We start from the raw sequence: 18,049 nt of genomic DNA on the forward strand, positions 1-18,049 counted from the left end.
CGTCGGTCCACTCGGTCCGCGCGTGCTTGCCGTTACCGAAAAGATCCTCGGGCCCGAGCCGTACTTCGTCGAGATGGGACATGTGGTCGACGCTGCGCTCGACGAGCGCGACCCAGCTCGGCTGAGCGCGTATGTCGAAACGGTGGCGAGACAGATCGGCTTGACGCTGGGCGTGTTTCATGCGGAAGTGCGCATGACGCGCGACGGTCCCACGCTGATCGAAATCGCCGTGCGGCTCGGTGGCGACCGGATCTATCGGCTCGTTGAGCTAGCGAAGTCAATCTCGATTACTGTCAACGCTACGCGCAGACCAGTACTGCCGATGTTCTTATTGGATACACGGCTGCCTGTAGTCGCTGAACGCCTCCCCATGTCAGAGCTCCGCATTGCAGCTCAGAAACCACAATGAGGCCCGGCGCAATAGCTACCAGTATTCGTCTTCTCGAACATTCCAGTGCTTGCACTCCACGCTGGCTCGCCTGTTGCCCACCGCCTACAAGGCAACACCGTCACCGAAAGACCCTTCTTCCCCGGAATCAGTTGACCGCGACAGTTCGCTTTAACGTTGTCCGAGTTTTTGTCGAAGAAGTGCCACATTGCGCGTTATCTATATAACAATCCAGACATTCCCGCCTAGTGCATTCAGGTCGCGGCAGACGCGCTAACTCATTCGGAATCAAGGATCGGGGGCTTGGGTCTGTGGTTATGCCGGCAGACAGAACAATCCCTCGACGAGAAGGACCCGGGACGCACTCTCAGTTAATGCCGAGTGGATTCGGTCCTGCGAAAAAAGACCGGGTACCGGCCTTGTGTCACGCGGCAGCTTTCGCGCTTGCCCGCGTTGCTGGTTTTCTAACTCCTCGCCCGTGGAAACTAGCGCATTCGGATCGCCCCCCCGGCAACGGGCGCGTATATCTTCGATCTCCCTTTCCCGGGACTTCTTCCTCGCCGATGCAATCAGGTCGGCACATTGGCACCGATTTTGCTCTGAGGTAACCCGCCCGGCGGATGCAATAGTGCTCCGGCAAACCAAATCGCGACTTACGAAGGAGACTTGACCATGGCGTTATTGGAACGCGTCGACTGGTACGACATCGCCCGCGCCAACAATTGGACCCCGTCCTACGTGTCGGATTCGGATCTCTTTCCCGACATCATGTCTGGCGCACAAGGTATTCCGATGGTCCAATGGGAGAGCTACGACGAGCCGTACAAGACGTCGTATCCCGAGTACGTCCGTATCCAGCGCGAAAAAGACGCTGGTGCCTATGCTGTGAAGGCAGCCCTGAATTGCTGCCGCAGCTTCGAGGATACCGATCCAGGCTGGCTTTCCATCCTTAAGGCCCATTACGGCGCCATTGCACTCGGCGAGTATGCGGCAATGAGCGCCGAAGCACGCATGGTTCGCTTCGGCCGTGCACCAGGGATGCGCAACATGGCCACCTTCGGCATGCTCGACGAAAACCGTCACGGGCAGTTGCAGCTCTACTTCCCTCACGACTACTGTGCAAAAGACAGGCAGTTTGACTGGGCGCACAAGGCCTGTCACACGAACCAGTGGGGTGCAATTGCCGCCCGCAACACATTTGACGACCTTTTTATGTCCCGCAGCGCGATCGAGATCGCGGTTATGCTCACCTTCGCGCTCGAAACGGGCTTCACCAATGTACAGTTCCTCGGTCTGGCAGCCGACGCAGTCAACGTCGGCGATTTCACTTTCGCAAGCCTGATCTCCAGCATTCAAACGGACGAATCGCGACATGCGCAAATCGGCGGCCCGGCGCTGCACATTCTGATTGCAAACGGCCGTAAGACGAAGGCCCAGAAGCTCGTGGATGTCGCAATCGCACGGACATGGCGCCTGTTCTGTCTGCTCACGGGATCGTCGATGGACTACGCCACGCCGATCGAGCACCGCAACCAGTCGTTCAAGGAATTCGCGCGCGAGTGGATCGTCAGTCAGTTTGAGCGGACACTCATCGATCTCGGCCTCGATTTGCCCTGGTACTGGGACCAGTTGATCAATGAATTCGATTACCAGCACCACGCCTATCAGCTAGGCATCTGGTTTTGGCGTCCCACGGTTTGGTGGGACCCCGCAGCTGGCGTGACGCCCGAATGCCGCGACTGGCTGGAAGAAAAATATCCCGGCTGGAACAACTCGTTCGGCAAGGTATGGGACGTCATTATCGAAAACCTGCTCCTCGGCCGCCGGGAACTTACGATGCCCGAAACGCTGCCTGTCCTCTGCAACATGAGCCAGTTGCCCATTTGCGCCATTCCGGGCGATGGCTGGAACGTGAAGGACTACCCTCTAGACCATAACGGCCGCAGGTATCACTTCAATTCGGAAATCGACCGCTGGGTCTTCCAGCAGGACCCGGTTCGTTACCGCGATCACCTCACGCTCGTCGATCGCCTCCTCGCCGGTCATATCCAGCCACCCGACCTGTTGGGCGCGTTGAACTACATGGGGCTCGCGCCGGGCGAAATGGGCGACGACGCGCACCAGTATGCATGGGTCGAATCGTACCGAGGACCCGTGACAACAAAACAAGCCGCCTGAGGCTGCCACGCAAACGAGGACGACATGGCACTCTTCCATGTGATCTCAAATTTTCAATACGACTTCGTATTGCAGCTGTTGCCGGTGGATACCGGCAACACGATGGATGAAGTTGCGGCCGCCGCCGCGTTCCATTCCGTGGGCCGACGCGTCATCCCACGGCCTGACAAGGTTGTGCGCGTGCGGCGCCAGGGCGCCGGGCAGTTGTACGCGCGCGACGCAAAGCTCGGCGAGACGGATATCAAGCCGATGGAAACGCTCGAATTCATCTTTTGCGACGAATGAGGTCGAAATGAAGTACCAGAAAGTCTGCACGCTCGACGACCTTTGGGCAGGCGAGATGATCGAAGCGGAGGTGGATGGCCGCGTGATTGTGGTGGTGAACTCAGAAGGCGGCGAGCCGCACGCCTTTCGGGGCGCTTGTCCGCATCAGGCGATTCCGCTCGGGGAAGGAAAGTTCGACGGCCGCGTGCTGATGTGCCGCGCGCATCAATGGACCTTCGACGTGAATACCGGCAAAGGAATCAATCCTGGCGACTCCCGGCTTCGCGAATACCCCGCAAAGATCGAGGGCGAAGACGTTCTCGTTGCGGTGGGCAGCGTTGAAACCCTCTTTGCCCATTCCTGAACGTCACAGAGAACCGATCATGACCATCGAAACCACCGCCTTGGCTTACCGCAACAACCGCGTGGGTCCCGTGCTTCGTGCGGGCAGCATTACGGCGGGCGTCATCGAAGCCGCGCACGAAGACAACCCCGGCAAGACGATCCGCGTGGACGACAAATTCGCGTATGTGCGCATCGATACGGATGGCGAACTGATCCTCCGCCGCTCCACGCTTGAGGAAACGCTTGGCCGACCGTTCATGATGTGCGAGCTGGAAGTCAGCCTCAGCTCGTTTTCAGGCCGCATCGAAACAACCGAATGCTACGTGCGATTTTACTACGAGAAAACGCTTTAACCGGAGACGAGCATGACTGAGCCCGAAGTCCTCAAGCCGCTGAAAACATGGAGCCATCTAGCCGCGCGGCGGCGCAAGCCAAGCGAGTATGAGATCGTCTCGACGAACTTGCACTATACCACCGACAACCCCGACGCCCCCTTCGAACTGGACCCTAACTTCGAAATGGCGCAATGGTTCAAGCGCAACCGCAACGCCTCGCCGCTGCGACATCCCGACTGGAACGCATTTCGTGATCCAGACCAGATCGTCTATCGCACGTACAACCTGCTGCAGGATGGTCAGGAAACTTACGTATATGGTCTCCTCGACCAGTTCTCCACGCGCGGTCACGACGCCCAACTCGCCCGGCCATGGGCGGCCTCGCTCGCACGCGTCTATACCCCCGCTCGCTTCCTGTTTCATGCGCTGCAGATGGGCTCGGCGTATCTGGTCCAGATGGCCCCCGCTTCCACGATCTCCAACTGTGCCGCATACCAGACCGCTGACTCTCTGCGCTGGCTCACGCACACCGCGTATCGCACCAAAGAACTGTCCCTGACTTTTGCGGACCTCGGCTTCGGCAGCGATGAGCGGCGCCGCTGGGAACTCGACCCGCCTTGGCAGGGCTGGCGAAAACTAGTTGAAGAAGCACTCACCGCGTGGGACTGGGCTGAATGCTTTGTCGCGCTAAATCTCGTGGTACGCCCGGCAGTGGAAGAGACCGTATTGCGCGGCCTCGGCGTCACGGCGCGCCAAAACGGCGATACCCTACTCGGCCTTCTTACCGATGCGCAGCTCATTGACACCGAGCGGCATCGGCGTTGGGCCAGGGAGCTCGTTCGCATGGCCATCGAACAGGAAGGCAATCACGCCGTGCTGCGTGCGTGGGTGCACAAATGGGAGCCGCTTGCCATTGACGCCATAACAGCATGGTGCGCCGTCTTGCCGGACGCACGCGGAGCTAGCGCACGCGCGAAGGTAGCCACGCGCGAATTCCGGCGTTCGATCCGACTGTGAGTCAATAGGCCTTGAATGAAGGAAGTGTCGTCGGAAGCCCGCCCGCTCCGACAATTTGGGGAACGTCAAACGTAACAACACCTAGAGCGGAGCTTTAGATCATGAGGACAATCCTTGCAGCTTCGGCGATTGTATGCACCCATCTGCACGATTACCTAAGCCAAGACCATCGGCAGCGGGCTCACGGAGGCGGCACGCTTCGAGCAAATGTATCGGTGTCGTGGCTTGGTGATCCCGGTTAGCCCTTGCTCCGAATGAATGATGTTGCGGCGTGAGCCCGAGCCAAGCGGCAAGTTTCCCTGGGCGTGTCGATGTCTATCGTTTATAGGATCCGTCCGGCTGCTCCGACATAAGCGACGGGCTAATTAATCAGTATTTCCTTTCCAAATAGGAAAAATATGAGAGTTCTTTGTGAAATTATTATTCGTGGCACGTTGCTGCTATCTTTTCTTTATGGGGTGCCGGCCTATGCTTGTCTCTCAAAAGTTATCCCGGAAGCGGATCGAAGATACGACGTATTGAATAGCAAAATATTCTATACAGGGCCCGTTACAATTCAAAAGGCGAATGACTTGATAGCGGCGCTGGACGAGTTGAACGCGAAGTACCCGAAGCTAAAATCGATCTATCTATACATCGACAGCGGTGGTGGAGATACGGACGCGGGGTATATTACTTACCGCGCCATCCAGAGTTCGAGGGTTCCGGTAATAACAGTTAATTTAGCCACGGTGATGTCGGCTGCTACGATGATGTTTTGCGGCGCTCAGGATCGCCTCTCCTTTCCTGGGGGACGCTTTATTCTGCACCCGCCAAGCATAGACCTGAGCAACAGGTTTCAGCCGGATCAGCTCAATGTTGCCACGGAAAATTTGGATACCGTCAAGCAAATGCTTTCAGATATCTACAGAAGTTGCACCAACCTGAACGGCAAGGAAATAAATTCAATGATTTACAGTGAAAATAACAGAAAGGTTCTCAGTCCAGATGAGGCTTCTGCAAATGGAATGGTGACTGGCATAGCTCATGAGATTATTGATGCACCGGTGTCCTACTATGTAACGGATCGCGCAAAGTAAGCTTTCTGGGATGGACTGGCTTCCGGTCGCTTTGTCATTAAACAAATCGAACTTGCGCCGGCATTCATGTGACCGAATGCCGGCTCGATCGCACCGCAATCTTGTGGCCCCAATGAATAAATGCGCGCCGGCAAGCTGTTTGCGATAAAGTGGGGCACGTAGGACGCGTCGCTTGAGAGCGAAATGCTGATGGACCGGACTGAAACAATCGCCACCATCACGGAACGCGGTTTCCAGCCGTTCGCATTGCGCTAGGCGATCCTCGATCGTGTTGCGGTGTTCATTGAACGCCAGCCGCTGTCGAACTTGCGCTTGCTCAAGCGGCGTCGGTGTTTCGGCCCCCAATCCGCACGTCCAATGTAGTTCACACCATGCTGGAGCAGGAACGATTTCAGCCCGCATCGCAGCTGTTTAAGGTCTTCTCGCGCCGATGACCAAGCACTGGCCAGATCGCGACACGCTTCATCTTCCACCGCATGGCACATGCACCGCGGACAGATCGCCCGCTCGCAGCGAACGCACCAGCTTGATGGCGTCACGCCGGTCGGTCTTGACGGGCTCGCCTGGTTTGCGCGGGATGAGCGATGGTGCACATACAACATGTCGAGGCCTTCTGCATCAGTCGCCGGCAAAGGCCATAGCCGCGTGGAACTGCTTCGCAGACGATGCGGATGCGCGTCGCTTTGAACTGCAGTCGTTTGCATAAGCGATCATCTTCCATCTGTGACGTGCCGATCTTGCCGAGCAGTTCCACATCGCTCATACCGACCGCATAGGCAACCATGATCGAATCCTTATGAACGTCGCGCCCTACATACAACGTGCTATCGTCTTGCATGCTAGCTTCCGTGCCGGAAACAGTACCTGTTTGGCACCAGTCCCCCGTCCAGGCAGCACACTCGCGCCCGCCGCGAAATGCCTTCTTGACATTCCTGTCTTCCTTTTTCCACTCGCGCATACGTCGCTCGATCCGGGCGATTTGCTCATCAAATCCGCTCAATCCGTTCCACTACTAGCGCAGCGTGTCCGTCCACGCGGCAGGCATCCGCCGCGCTACGTAAGGCAGTAGACCTTGCTCACCGTTCCCTGGAACAGTGCTTCGCGCTCATCGGCGCCAGCTTGCGCAGTCAATTTCCTGAAAGCGTTCCAACCGTTTCTGAATGGGTGGCATCCTTTATCGACAGGGAAATTGCTCTCGCACATGCAGCGCTCCGCACCGAACGCTTCGATACACGTATGCATCCAAGGCTTCCACGCGTGCGCCAGCTCATCCGATGACGGCGGACGTTCGCCCTTTTCAAACGCGAAGCCATTCATACGCATGCCGAGGCCACCAAGCTTCACATAAACATTCGGCAACCCGGCGAGCATGCGCATCGAACGGGACCAGGCATCGAACACTTCCACGCGCTGATTCGCATAGCACGCGATGCGGACGACACCGCCGCAATGGTTGATGATGAAAGGCGTATCCGGAAAGGCCTTTGCCATGTCGAACAGCTCCGGCAATTGCGGAAAGAATAGCCATGCGTCGTACGACAGGCCCAGCGGAGCCAGTTGTGCAACGCCCGCCCGATAGTCGGGGTCAAGCAGCAGCCCTCGCGGCGGCGCCGAAAAGGGATTGGCGAGTGTCTGGTCCGCGTCCCATGTAACGAGATGTCGAATGCCACAGAACCGGCCATCGCCGGCGTGCAGTTCCGCTTCGAGAACATCGCGCACCGCCGCGCCCCGTCGAAGATCCGCGTAGCCGATCATACCTTTCGCTACCTGTGGCTTGCCGCCTTGCAACGCCGCGGTGACGCCAGCCACGTATTCGATTTCGCCGACCGGGCGCAACGACTCCGGACCCGAGGCGCGATACCGTGTCAGCGCCTGCATGAACACGGAGGCGGTGATGTTATGATCCGTGCGCTCGTCCTCGAGGTACTCGTCGAGAAGGTAGGTCCAGCCCGGTCGTTCGTAAAAGTGATGATGCGCGTCGATGATCGGCATATCGGGTTCGAGCGCCCCTTCGCCACCGGAGGCGAGCCAGTCGGCACTAACGGGGCAGCTAGTTGTTGGTTATACTCACGGAATGCGTTTCCTCTTTTGCAAATGCAAGACGCGCGCTGATAGCGGGCAACAACATCGATGTTGCGAGAGCGCCGAGGACCTGAGGGCGTCGGAACGAGGGACGTGGCTCCATTCTTAATCTCCGCGACCGAAGGCGTAGAGGGAAAAGGTCAGCAAGGTCGTGATACCCAGCACGATCGAAAGACCAGAAGCCGGCCTCGCCGATGCCCAGCAGCAGCCGGATCGCGTAAAAGCTCTTTGGGCCCACGGCCAGCGCTGTTGCCGCTGCGAAGAAGCCCCACGTGATCACGATTCGCGCGAGCCAGCGCGGCCCACCGAAGCGGTACAACGCCAGGTTGCTCGGAACCTCGAACACGCAGTACCCGGCGAACATGATGCCCGCGCCCCACCCGAACTGTGTGGCGGTCAAACCAAGATCGCGATTCATCGTCAACGCCGCGAAACCGACGCTCGTGCGATCCAGGTCGTTGAAGAAGTACGCAAGCGCGATCAGCGGAATGAAACGCCACGCCGCCTTCCTGACCGCGGACTGCACATGAGCGGACGCGAACGCGCTGCCGTTGCGATGTTTGATGAGATGGATGTCATGTCGTTTCTCCGCGCGGCGGCCTCTCCTGCTTCCGCGGCTCGATGATTCCATGTGTCTTTCGTGTTACGTGGCTGCTTCAGGCGCTGGCGAGTTCGTTCGCCGAAGGCTTCGACGCATCGCCAGGCTGCCTGTACGCACACTTGAGGACACCGAACTCGGTCAATTGCCTCACATCCTCCGGCCTGTATTCGAGACCCATCAGAAGCGCTCGCGTGTCCTGACCCAGTGAGGGCGGTCCCGCGCGCAGTTGCAAGCGCTCGCCGCCGAGCGTCAAGGGCCGCAGCGGCGTCCTCGTCTCGATGGGCCGCCCTGCGCCACTGGCATCGGACGGCAAAGTCACCTCGGCGAGCCCGAAAGCGTCGCAGAACAGTGCCCATTGGGTATCGGAGACCACCACCAAAAAATCTGCTCGCCGTTCTTGACCGAAAACACGTCGTAGACAGCCCACGCGAAAATGCGGTTCGGCATCGGCGCCGCGGCCTGGCCCGTCACGGCAAACTGCATCATGTGCTGGGCCACGAGGAACACATTGTTCTCGAACAGCGCGCTAGGCACTTCCTGACCGCGGCCCGTGCCTTCGCGTTGAGCCAGCGCCGCCATTGCGCCGAACATACCGCCCATGATGTCGTTGACGCTCGTCCCGGCGCTTAGCGGTCTGCCCTCGGGCCCCGTCATGTAAGCGAGTCCGCCCATCATTTGCACGACTTCGTCGAGCGCGGTGCGATGATCGTACGGGCCGGGCAGAAACCCCTTGTGCGACGCATAGACGAGACGTGGATTGACCCTGGAAAGCGCGACATACCCGAGGCCTAGCTTGTCCACTCTTGAAGTTTTCGCTGAACACCGCAGCCCCGGCAAGCAGCTTGTGGACGATTTCCACGCCACGCGGGTCTTTCACATCGACCGCAATGCTTTTCCTGTTCCCGTTGAACGTGCCGAAGAAGCCCACTCCGGAGCCGCGCAAGGCACGTTCGCTGGCACCGATCCCTGCCCCCCGCGAAATCAATACTTCCCCAACCGGTCGGATAATCCCAGCCTAGGCCGACGCGGTACCCGTGACCCAGAAAGCCGTGGTTACCTTTGACTACATCGTGAAACGCCGGCGGATTAGCGGCCGCAGTCTTATATATCGATGCGCCGGGGAAACCGAATGTATTGTCACTGGCTGACAGCAAGCGAGCGAAGAGCCCGACGAATCTCGGTGAGGCCAAGCTTGTTCCGCCAAACGGCGAGGCATTGCCGTGCCGTAGATAAGCGCCCCAGTTTCCGCCTTTGCATCAAAGGGAATGTCGGGCACGCCGCGCCCAGATGGACCCGCAGAGGACCTTAGCGCAGATTGCCACGGCGGCATTGGTCCGTAGGGGCGAGTGCCGCCCCCTGTCGCCCACAGGACTCCTTCTTCCACCCATCGTTCCAGACGCATAAGCTCCGCTATGAGTTGTGTAAAGCGCTGTTCCGCCAACAGAAATGACGTGCGGGGACGAAGACGGCAATGAAAGCATCGAAACCGCTCCTATCCGCTCGCCAGCCGGACTTGAGGCTGCTGATGGACCACTCCCGGCAGATGTTCAAAAGACAAGTCAACCGAAGTTCACAACGTGCATCAAGCGATGAGTCGCATCGTGACGACTCAGACAAGCACCAATATGACTCGCTCACCAACTTCAATTGTTAGCCCGAGCCGGCAGGGATTCACGCAGGCTATCAAGAGAGATATGACGCTCTCCGTCGGCTTCCTGAAGAACTCTGAACACCTTTTGCTCAGCGGGCGTGGAAATGACAAAGTCGTTGTACGCTTTCAGCAGGAGATTTCGATAAACCAAGAATAAGGTTGCGTCGTGATCCGCGGACAGGTCCTCCGACTGTCTGATGTACTGGAAGAAACGCCTTAGTATATGTAATCGACTTACGTCCACCACCTTGTCGTCATATGAGATGGCGAAGAATCGGAAGAAGTCCTCAGCCGACGAAAGCCGGTGCAGTTTATCGATCAGTACTTTCATGTTGTTGCTCCGCATGACAAAGTTGGCCGCAAAGCCGTGCGTAGCGAGGCGGCGAGTTTTATATGCCATCGTTAAGCGCTTTCAAATTGACGAAAGGTATTAACTTGTCTGCGCCTTCTAACTTAGCGGCCGACGGCACGCAAGGTCCGTGCCTGTCCCACCTAAACCTGGAAGGTGTTGTGGCATGCATCGCCATTCCCGATCACCGTAACAGGGGGGCCGGTCTCACGTTGCCTTTGTCTGAATCGTCGGGATTGTCTGGATTGTGACAGCGTGGCGCGTTGCGCGAAGCGCATCCAGTCCGCTTCGGTTGCCGGCGAAACTTTACTGAACATGAGTTGGGACGTTGCTGGCGCAACTCAGTCTGCTCGGGCCACTAAGAACGGACTTGGTCGCCGGATAGGTCAATAGTTTATCCGTCACGAGTTTGGTCTGCGAAAGCCAGCGGGGCGATTCGAAGCGTGACGTTTGGTTACGACTAGAACCTGTCTGATGAGTGACACAGGTCAAGACTACCTTTCCAAGCGTTTGCGGTTACAGTGGTATCGCCTGCGTCGATAAGACTTCCTTTAACACCTTGAAGCTATGCAGTTCCCGTACTCCCGGCAGGTGCAACGCTTGTGCAGCATGCAACCGGTTGAAGCTTTCGTTGCCGCGTGCTCGAACGAGCAAGATATAGTCAAACCTCCCGCTCACTGCGTGGCACGCTACGCAGCCAGACACCTTCTGCGCCGCTTTCTCGAATGAGGCAAACGCCTCGGGCGTCGAGCCGTCCAGCACGATCCCGATTACGGCGAACATGCCCGCGCCTAGAGCCTTCGCGTCGAGCAGTGCGACGACTCTTCGTATCAGTCCCGTCTCCTTGAGTCGTTCCACACGCCGCAGGCACGCAGGAGCACTGCGTTTCACTTTCGCTGCAAGGCTGACAATCGATAGCGAGGCGTCTTGCTGCAAGTGTCTGAGGATCGCGCGGTCTACGGAATCCAAGACGGCTATGCCCTTCTGGGCGACGACTGGATGCTCTATCAATTTCATTTCACTCATCTCCCATCCGAAGAATTAGATGTCATCCGAAAAATGTATCGTTGTTTCATGCGTTATCCGTGCAACTCGCTCTCCCCAAGCGAGAGTCGCCTGCGCCAACCATTCTATTTCTGCTAACTTCGCGCCGTTGTTCCGCCTGCGTTTCCCGAGCGTGGCGCTAGTTTCTCTGTGTATAGGATAAACTTAGTTTAACGTCGAATGTAGACGTCCAAGATCGCAAACTTCAACTGGTTAAAGAGAACGTGTATCGACTCGCGATGAGTCGCAAGGCTCGCGCCGCGGATCTCGCTCACTTGTTTGCTATGGCGCAAGGAGATCTCCACCTTGCCGTTCCGCGCATTGCTTCACTCTTGCACACTCACCTCAGCAATCTAATTCCGTACCTGAGCGATAGTATTGCGAGGCGATGTGGCGCAGTACTTGCTTTCCTTCCTCGTGCAGATTCACATTGTAGAGACGGATATAGTTCTCTATTAATTTTCCAGGAAAATCTATGATCTCCCAACGATCAAGCATATCGACAGAACCCGCGTGTGAATTTTTTACGTTCACGGCCCGAGCAGCAAAAGAAGCCGCCGAGCTTGTCGCGCAGAGCCACGAAGCGCCGCTTTATATTCGACTGCGTGCCGAATTTCATGCGGGAAGACAGCCGGAATATTTTATTGTCCTGGTTGACTCCGTAAGCGATTCCGACACGAAGGTGCTTACACAGGGCCTCACTGTGTTCGTGGACGAGACTAACCTACGTTATTTTATCGGCACGCAGATCGACTATGAGGAAGATACCCCGCTTCCGCGCTTCGTGATTGAAAGTCCGATCGCATCAACATCCTGCGGCCGAAGTGAATCATTTTCCTCATGTCCGCGCTAACATCGTATGCACGTGGTCTCGATGCAGAACAAGATGGTGAAGCGGCGACGCGCGGACCACCGAATGCAATGAGAGTCGTGCAAGCCTAGGTTGGTTTGCGCGCTGGTATCAACAGTACCAGAATGAACGCACTTACGGGTTCATTCAGTCACCTAACACCCGTTGCCCAGCCATATGTGAGTACCGCTGGGCAAGCAATCATGCTGGCATCAGCCTGCGGAGCACCAGTCGCAACTGCGCTGGATTGACGCCATACCGTGGTGCGCACACGCGTACCGGGTTCAATCTCGATGCCAGACGCTATCGGCAAGAGCCGCGGACTCGACAAGGGTCTCGTCGCTCGCCAGCTTTGATTGGATCCGCAATGCACAGAACCTGATCCTGACAGGGCCACTGGCGCCGGAAAAGACTGCTTGCCTGCGCCTTCGGCCAGCAGACTTGCCGACACGTGCCTTTCCGTGCTTTACGTGGGCTTCGCCCGGCTATTTGAGGTATTGAAGCGACAATCACGCCGGCACGCGGTACTCGATCATTACCAACCAATTTCCCCCAAGCACTGGCGCGCCCGGCTCAAATCGCCCACGCTTCCCGATACGAACTGAGCATCCATTGAGCTCCCAAGCTTGCAGCGAAGAGGCGATTCGATGTGCAAGAATGACGCGCCTAGTCCGATCTCGAACAGTCGCGGTAGAATTGAACTCTACGCCGCACTCCCCCTAGCCTGGTCGACTTCACCAAAACGGCCGCTCAACTCGCCGGAAATAGGCAGCTGCACCTCAGTCCTGGACGACGGTTCGAAATCGCAACAAACTTCACGGCGATCAAATTGATCGGGATCGACGTGGCGAACGGGCGGAGCTTCCAGTTCTTCTCGCCCAGCTCAAGAACCATGTCCAGGCGGACACCTAGCGTCGTATTCGTCCACGGAGGGCTGTGTCAGACGCGTCCGTTTGCGTGCTCCTCGGAGAAGATGAGCGCGCGAATCCCGCTCTACACCAGTAGGGCTTACTTCCCCTGCTCTCTTTCATTGCATCAAGTCAATTCATCGAGATTTACAACTTCCAGCAGGGGCTTTTAGTACTACTGTGTCACAAAAACAGTTGCGTGCTCTATTGTTGTACAGGAAGAGTGCCATCGTTGCATGAGCCTTTGTCCAAGCAGGATACGCAACGTAGTAATGGAATCAGGAACGTGGCGTTGAGCGCGCTGGGCTACCCCGGGGGATGTAATCCGAGGGAAGGGCAGGCAGCGCGCGTTCAAGGAAGTTTTTTTTACCACGTCCATCTGATTGCATGCTGAGTCGCTGAGCCATCAGAAATCCATACGCAGCGATACTCAGTGTGGCGTGGTGGTGAAAGCCACGCCACCCTCGTCCTTCATAATGACCGAGCCCGAACTCCTGCTTCAGGTCCTGATAGTCGCGCTCGATGCGCCAGCGCATTTTGGTCACGAACACAAGCTGCTCGAGGGTCGCCTGCTCGGGGGCGGTAGTGAGAAAGTATTTGAGCGGCTCCGTATCGCCATCAGGCCATTCAATAAGCAGCCATTCTTCGTCGCGAACGGTACTTCGCCAATAGTCGTGATGTGCGGGACGAACCCGCACGGCGGCAAAGCGTGAGGAAAGTGCTGCGTTGCTGCCCTCCCGCCAGGTTACGGTTTGCCACGCGTTCATGGGCAATTGCATGGCAAGTTCCTTCACCACGAGCGGTTTATGGCCGGGCGCACGACGCAACAATTTCGGTGGCTGACCGAGGCCACTCCAGGGCTTGGGTGGAAGCGGCGCCGTACCTGGCGCCCACACAGAGGTGCCCGGCCGGATCCCTACCGCGTACAATAAACCCAGTTCAGTTATGCTTTCCCGGAAAGCGGTTTCGTCGCCGTAGCCGGCATCAGCGAGCACAATGCCCGGCGCAATGCCGGATGCTATCGCCTCGCGAAGCTGGGCCAGCGCAATCTGTGGCTTGGTCTCGAAGGCGAGATCGTCAGGAATGCCCGCGCGATGCGCTCGTTCCCGGTCGTCGATCCATTCCTTGGGGACATACAGCTGCCAAGCGATCGGCAGGCTGCCGCGTTGCGTCGCGATCGACAGGCTCACGGCGATCTGGCAGTTATCTTGTTTGCCCAGTTGCCCGCAGTATTGCCGCGCTACGCCGACTGAATGCTTGCCTTTCTTCGGGAAGCCCGTGTCGTCAATAATCCAGTAATAGCCGGCCTCTTCCGCAGCGTGCAAGCCCAACGCGGGCATCACCCATTCGCGTACCCGCTGCAGAACCGCCCGGTCAGACCATTCTGCCTTGGCCACAAAGTGGTGGAGTGACTGGTGTTTCGCGCTCGCGTGAAGGGGGTCGATATGCGCAGCCATCGGCTCGACGCTCTTGCCTGACAACGGCATTACCAGACCCGAACAGTAACCCTTGAGGCCGGCATGGCGATCGGCGTGCCCCAACGCCTGCGCCAGATGGTTCAGATACGCGTCAAATTCGTCGACGTCTTCTCTCATCACGGTCGCCCAAAGTTTGTATTATTCAATACTACCAGGTATCTCTTTTCCGCAAACATCTTTTATGACACAGTGAGATTAGAGGATAGTTGCTAATCGGACTACGGAGCGCGGCCATACCCGCGTGCTGTGGACAACTAGTAAAAAAATCGTGCGGACCGCGATCCGCCGAGCGGCCGCGCACGATCGCCCACGTCGAGGGGCTGGGCAAACCAAGTCTAGGCAACAATCATTCTGTCATCAGCGAACAATGTCATAACTGTAATCAGTCTTTGCAATGTCGATTGTACTTGCATCGAGCTTTTCGAAGAATTCGTCAAGTAGTGCCAATAGAACGCGCAATCCTCCCTCATATCCCCACGTCGGGAAACGGTGATAGTGGTGCCGGTCAAAAATAGGAAACACGAGTCGCACTAGCGGTGTTCGCGTATCACGCTCCAAGTATTTCCCATGAGTGTTGCCGATCAGGAAATCGACTGGTTCGGTAAATAGCAGCGAGCGCAGATGCCAGAGATCGCGCTTCGGATAGGCGCTGCATCCCGCACCGTATGGCGACGCGTCCAACAACGCCTTGACCTTCTCGGCCCAGCCGTCGTTACCGTTTGTCGACACAACATGCACCGGCTCTGCACCGAGCTCGAGCAGGAATTGCGTGTAACCTAGCATCTGATCGGGATCGCCGTAGAGCGCATAGCGTTTGCCATGGAGAATAGCCTGACTGTCCGCCATTGCATCAACGAGTTGCCCCCGCTCCCTTTCCAGTTCAGGCGGAATCGGTCGGCCCGTGACACGCGATATCTCCATGAGGAAATGGTCGGTACCAGAAACGCCGACTGGCGAATTAAGCACAATTACCTCTTGGCCGTGTTCCGCGATATACTTCGCCGTCTTTTCGCAGCAATATTCTTGAAAAATGAACGTTGCTTTCGCATTCAGGGCACGTTCAACTTCTTCCTTCGTGGTCCCACCCTCGTACATGCGGAATTCGCCATCCGTTGGTGTGTTCCATGTGTCGGAAGGATCGCAGATGATGTTGACGTTCACGCCGAACAGATCGAAGATACGTCGAACCTCCTTGATGTTGCCCACCACGAAACCGTCAAAGCCACCGATAAAGTTTACACTCTCGTCCTGCACACGTATGAGTGGTGTTGCGGTACCGGCCTTGCCGTCCCAGAAGTGTTTGAGAATGCCCAGTAGAGCGTTGTCGTAACCCGTCACATGACTGCCGACAAACGCGGGCGTATGAGCGAACGGCACGTCGTAGTCTTGCGGAACGCTTCCCTTCTGCTTACTATTCTTGATGAATGCATCGAGGTCGTCACCGATGACCTCTGCCATGCAGGTCGTCGATACGGCGATCATCTCGGGCTTATAAAGGTTGTATGCATTCGCCAGACCGTCGATCATATTATTGAGACCCCCGAAAACCGCCGCGTCTTCGGTCATTGACGAACTCACGCACGACGTCGGCTCCTTGAAGTGCCGCGAAAAGTGTGAGCGATAATAGGCCACGCAGCCCTGAGAGCCGTGCACGAACGGCAGTGTCTTATGAAAGCCGTTTGCCACAAATACCGCCCCCAGAGGCTGGCAGGCCTTCGCTGGATTGATGGTTAGCGAGTCGCGCGCGAAGTTTTTCTGCTTGTAGTCTTCAGTCTTTGTCCATTCGGCAACCTCTCTCACCGCCTCACCAGGATGGTTAAACTCAAAATGTTGCTTCTTGTTTCGCAAAAGCGCCTGATATTCCGGCTCGCGAAAGAGCAGTTCGTGATCGAGAATTTTGTCGCTTGATTGGGGCATGACTCGCTCCTGAATCGATTTCCTGAAGAGCCGTCCGGCGACACGGCCGTACCGCCAACGGGGCCACCTGGCTCAAGCTGCCTTTTTCCAAGGTGACTTGGAGAGATTCCAGACAGGACTCGAAATTGCCATGTCCATGTCGCGCGCAAAGATCGCGAATCCGTCGTAGCCGTGGTACGGTCCTGAATAATCCCAACTGTGCATCTGGCGGAAAGGAACACCCATCTTCTGAAAGACGTACTTTTCCTTGATTCCTGAACCTACGAGGTCCGGCCGCATGCATTCGACGAACCGCTCGAATTCGTAGCCGGTCACGTCGTCGTAAATTAGCGTGCCGTCGTGAATGTGATGCGTAGTGCGCTGATAGTCATCGTTGTGGGCAAACTCGTAGCCTGTGCCAATGACTTCCATGCCGAGGTCTTCGTACGCCCCGATGACGTGGCGCGGGCGAAGGCCGCCTACAAAAAGCATCACTTTCTTACCCTCGAGGCGTGGCTTATATCTCGCGATTACCGCATCCGTGAGCAGACGGTATTTGGCGATCACTTTCTCGGCCTTGGTCTTGATCGTGTCGTCAAATCGGCTCGCAATCTCTCTCAAGCTCCTTTCAATCATTGTGGGACCAAAAAAGTTGTATTCGAGCCAAGGGACACCATACTTCTCTTCCATATGCCGGCTTATGTAATTCATTGACCGGTAGCAGTGGAGCAGGTTAAGCTTTGAGCGCGGCGTATTCTCCAGTTCAGCGAGCGTGCCGTCGCCCGACCACTGCGCAATAACGCGCAAACCCATCTCCTCAAGGAGAATGCGGCTTGACCATGCGTCGCCACCGATATTGTAGTCACCGATGATCGCAACGTCGTACGGAGTTGACTCGAGCGCGGAATATTTATTCGGATCGACACGGTCGAACACGCAATCGCGAATCGCATCGTTTGCGAGATGATGCCCAAGCGACTGCGATACGCCGCGAAATCCCTCGCAGCGTACGGGTACGATTGTGTGCCCGCCATACTGTGCGCTCTTCTTCTTCGAAACTGCCTCGATGTCATCGCCGATCAGACCGATCGGGCATTCGGTTTGAACTGATATGCCTCTGTTGAGCGGAAACAGCTCCTGAATCTCATCGACGATTTTGTCGAGTTTCTTGTCGCCACCGAACACAATGTCCTTCTCCTGAAAGTCAGAAGTAAATTGCATTGTGACAAACGTATCGACTCCGGTTGTTCCGACATAATAATTGCGGCGCGAACCCCACGAATACTGGCCGCAGCCGACTGGTCCGTGACTGATGTGAATCATGTCCTTGATCGGCCCCCAGACCACGCCCTTCGAACCGGCATATGCGCAGCCGCGAATCGTCATCACACCAGGCAACGACTTAATGTTGGACTTCACCCCACAGTCCGGCTTACCCTGCTCGAAAGTGCATAAATGCTTGGCCCGCCGCTTGGCCATCTTCTCCGGGTAAGCTCGCAGCACTTCGTCAATGAGAGCCTTGTGAGCGGCCTTACGTTCTTCAACCGTTTCGGTCATTACATATCCATAAGTGGAGAAATGGGA

General features: G+C 56.9%; 13 protein-coding genes and 5 pseudogenes. 8 read left to right on the forward strand and 10 right to left on the reverse strand.

Annotation, left to right across the window (positions count from 1 at the left end):
* Nucleotides 1–22 precede the first annotated feature (22 nt).
* From AB3X98_RS39950 to AB3X98_RS39980, 7 genes are all read left to right on the forward strand, one after another.
* Nucleotides 23–409 (forward strand): ATP-grasp domain-containing protein, encoded by a 387-nt coding sequence (locus tag AB3X98_RS39950; protein ID WP_368606446.1) that lies wholly within the window; start codon nt 23–25, stop codon nt 407–409.
* A 651-nt stretch (nt 410–1,060) separates the two neighbouring features.
* Nucleotides 1,061–2,566, forward strand: a complete 1,506-nt coding sequence (locus tag AB3X98_RS39955) for a toluene monooxygenase (protein ID WP_368606447.1) — start codon at nt 1,061–1,063, stop codon at nt 2,564–2,566.
* Nucleotides 2,567–2,590: 24 nt separating this feature from the next.
* On the forward strand, nt 2,591–2,851 hold the full coding sequence (locus AB3X98_RS39960) for a toluene-4-monooxygenase system B family protein (RefSeq protein ID WP_368606448.1): 261 nt from the start codon (nt 2,591–2,593) through the stop codon (nt 2,849–2,851).
* 7 nt (nt 2,852–2,858) lie between these two features.
* A complete protein-coding gene (locus tag AB3X98_RS39965; RefSeq protein WP_069268304.1) occupies nt 2,859–3,194 on the forward strand; it encodes a Rieske 2Fe-2S domain-containing protein in 336 nt (111 codons plus the stop codon).
* A gap of 19 nt (nt 3,195–3,213) precedes the next feature.
* Nucleotides 3,214–3,528, forward strand: coding sequence for an MmoB/DmpM family protein (locus AB3X98_RS39970; RefSeq protein ID WP_342925259.1), 315 nt, complete (start codon nt 3,214–3,216; stop codon nt 3,526–3,528).
* 12 nt (nt 3,529–3,540) lie between these two features.
* Entirely contained in the window at nt 3,541–4,527 is a 987-nt protein-coding gene (locus AB3X98_RS39975) for an aromatic/alkene monooxygenase hydroxylase subunit beta (RefSeq protein WP_368606449.1), read from the forward strand.
* 398 nt (nt 4,528–4,925) lie between these two features.
* A complete protein-coding gene (locus AB3X98_RS39980; RefSeq protein ID WP_368606450.1) occupies nt 4,926–5,606 on the forward strand; it encodes an ATP-dependent Clp protease proteolytic subunit in 681 nt (226 codons plus the stop codon).
* A 228-nt stretch (nt 5,607–5,834) separates the two neighbouring features.
* On the opposite strand, the pseudogene AB3X98_RS39985 reads toward AB3X98_RS39980, so the two are convergent.
* From AB3X98_RS39985 to AB3X98_RS40015, 7 genes and pseudogenes are all read right to left on the reverse strand, one after another.
* A pseudogene (locus AB3X98_RS39985) lies at nt 5,835–6,444 on the reverse strand (IS110 family transposase); the annotation flags it as partial.
* A gap of 42 nt (nt 6,445–6,486) precedes the next feature.
* A pseudogene (locus tag AB3X98_RS39990) lies at nt 6,487–6,675 on the reverse strand (IS110 family transposase); the annotation flags it as partial.
* Nucleotides 6,660–7,791 (reverse strand): annotated as a pseudogene (locus AB3X98_RS39995) (amidohydrolase). The pseudogenes AB3X98_RS39990 and AB3X98_RS39995, both read right to left, overlap by 16 nt.
* Before the next feature lie 72 nt (nt 7,792–7,863).
* A pseudogene (locus tag AB3X98_RS40000) lies at nt 7,864–8,267 on the reverse strand (MFS transporter); the annotation flags it as partial.
* A gap of 77 nt (nt 8,268–8,344) precedes the next feature.
* Nucleotides 8,345–9,250 (reverse strand): annotated as a pseudogene (locus AB3X98_RS40005) (CoA transferase); the annotation flags it as partial.
* A gap of 682 nt (nt 9,251–9,932) precedes the next feature.
* Nucleotides 9,933–10,271 (reverse strand): nitrogenase stabilizing/protective protein NifW, encoded by a 339-nt coding sequence (nifW, locus tag AB3X98_RS40010; RefSeq protein ID WP_069268345.1) that lies wholly within the window; start codon nt 10,269–10,271, stop codon nt 9,933–9,935.
* Between the two features lie 534 nt (nt 10,272–10,805).
* A complete protein-coding gene (locus tag AB3X98_RS40015; protein WP_342950302.1) occupies nt 10,806–11,306 on the reverse strand; it encodes an Lrp/AsnC family transcriptional regulator in 501 nt (166 codons plus the stop codon).
* Between the two features lie 502 nt (nt 11,307–11,808).
* Between AB3X98_RS40015 and AB3X98_RS40020 the strand changes: the two genes are divergently transcribed.
* Entirely contained in the window at nt 11,809–12,186 is a 378-nt protein-coding gene (locus AB3X98_RS40020) for an iron-sulfur cluster assembly accessory protein (RefSeq protein WP_083245583.1), read from the forward strand.
* Nucleotides 12,187–13,369: 1,183 nt separating this feature from the next.
* Here AB3X98_RS40020 and AB3X98_RS40025 read toward each other — a convergent pair.
* The 3 genes from AB3X98_RS40025 to nifD form a co-directional block, all read right to left on the reverse strand.
* Nucleotides 13,370–14,686, reverse strand: a complete 1,317-nt coding sequence (locus tag AB3X98_RS40025) for an IS701 family transposase (RefSeq protein ID WP_368606451.1) — start codon at nt 14,684–14,686, stop codon at nt 13,370–13,372.
* A 240-nt stretch (nt 14,687–14,926) separates the two neighbouring features.
* Nucleotides 14,927–16,486 (reverse strand): nitrogenase molybdenum-iron protein subunit beta, encoded by a 1,560-nt coding sequence (nifK, locus tag AB3X98_RS40030; protein ID WP_368606452.1) that lies wholly within the window; start codon nt 16,484–16,486, stop codon nt 14,927–14,929.
* 72 nt (nt 16,487–16,558) lie between these two features.
* Nucleotides 16,559–18,022 (reverse strand): nitrogenase molybdenum-iron protein alpha chain, encoded by a 1,464-nt coding sequence (nifD, locus tag AB3X98_RS40035; protein WP_069268296.1) that lies wholly within the window; start codon nt 18,020–18,022, stop codon nt 16,559–16,561.
* Nucleotides 18,023–18,049: the final 27 nt, after the last annotated feature.

Origin of the sequence: Paraburkholderia sp. BR14312 (genome assembly GCF_040948675.1) — a bacterium.
Taxonomy (GTDB): Bacteria; Pseudomonadota; Gammaproteobacteria; order Burkholderiales; family Burkholderiaceae; genus Paraburkholderia; species Paraburkholderia nodosa_A.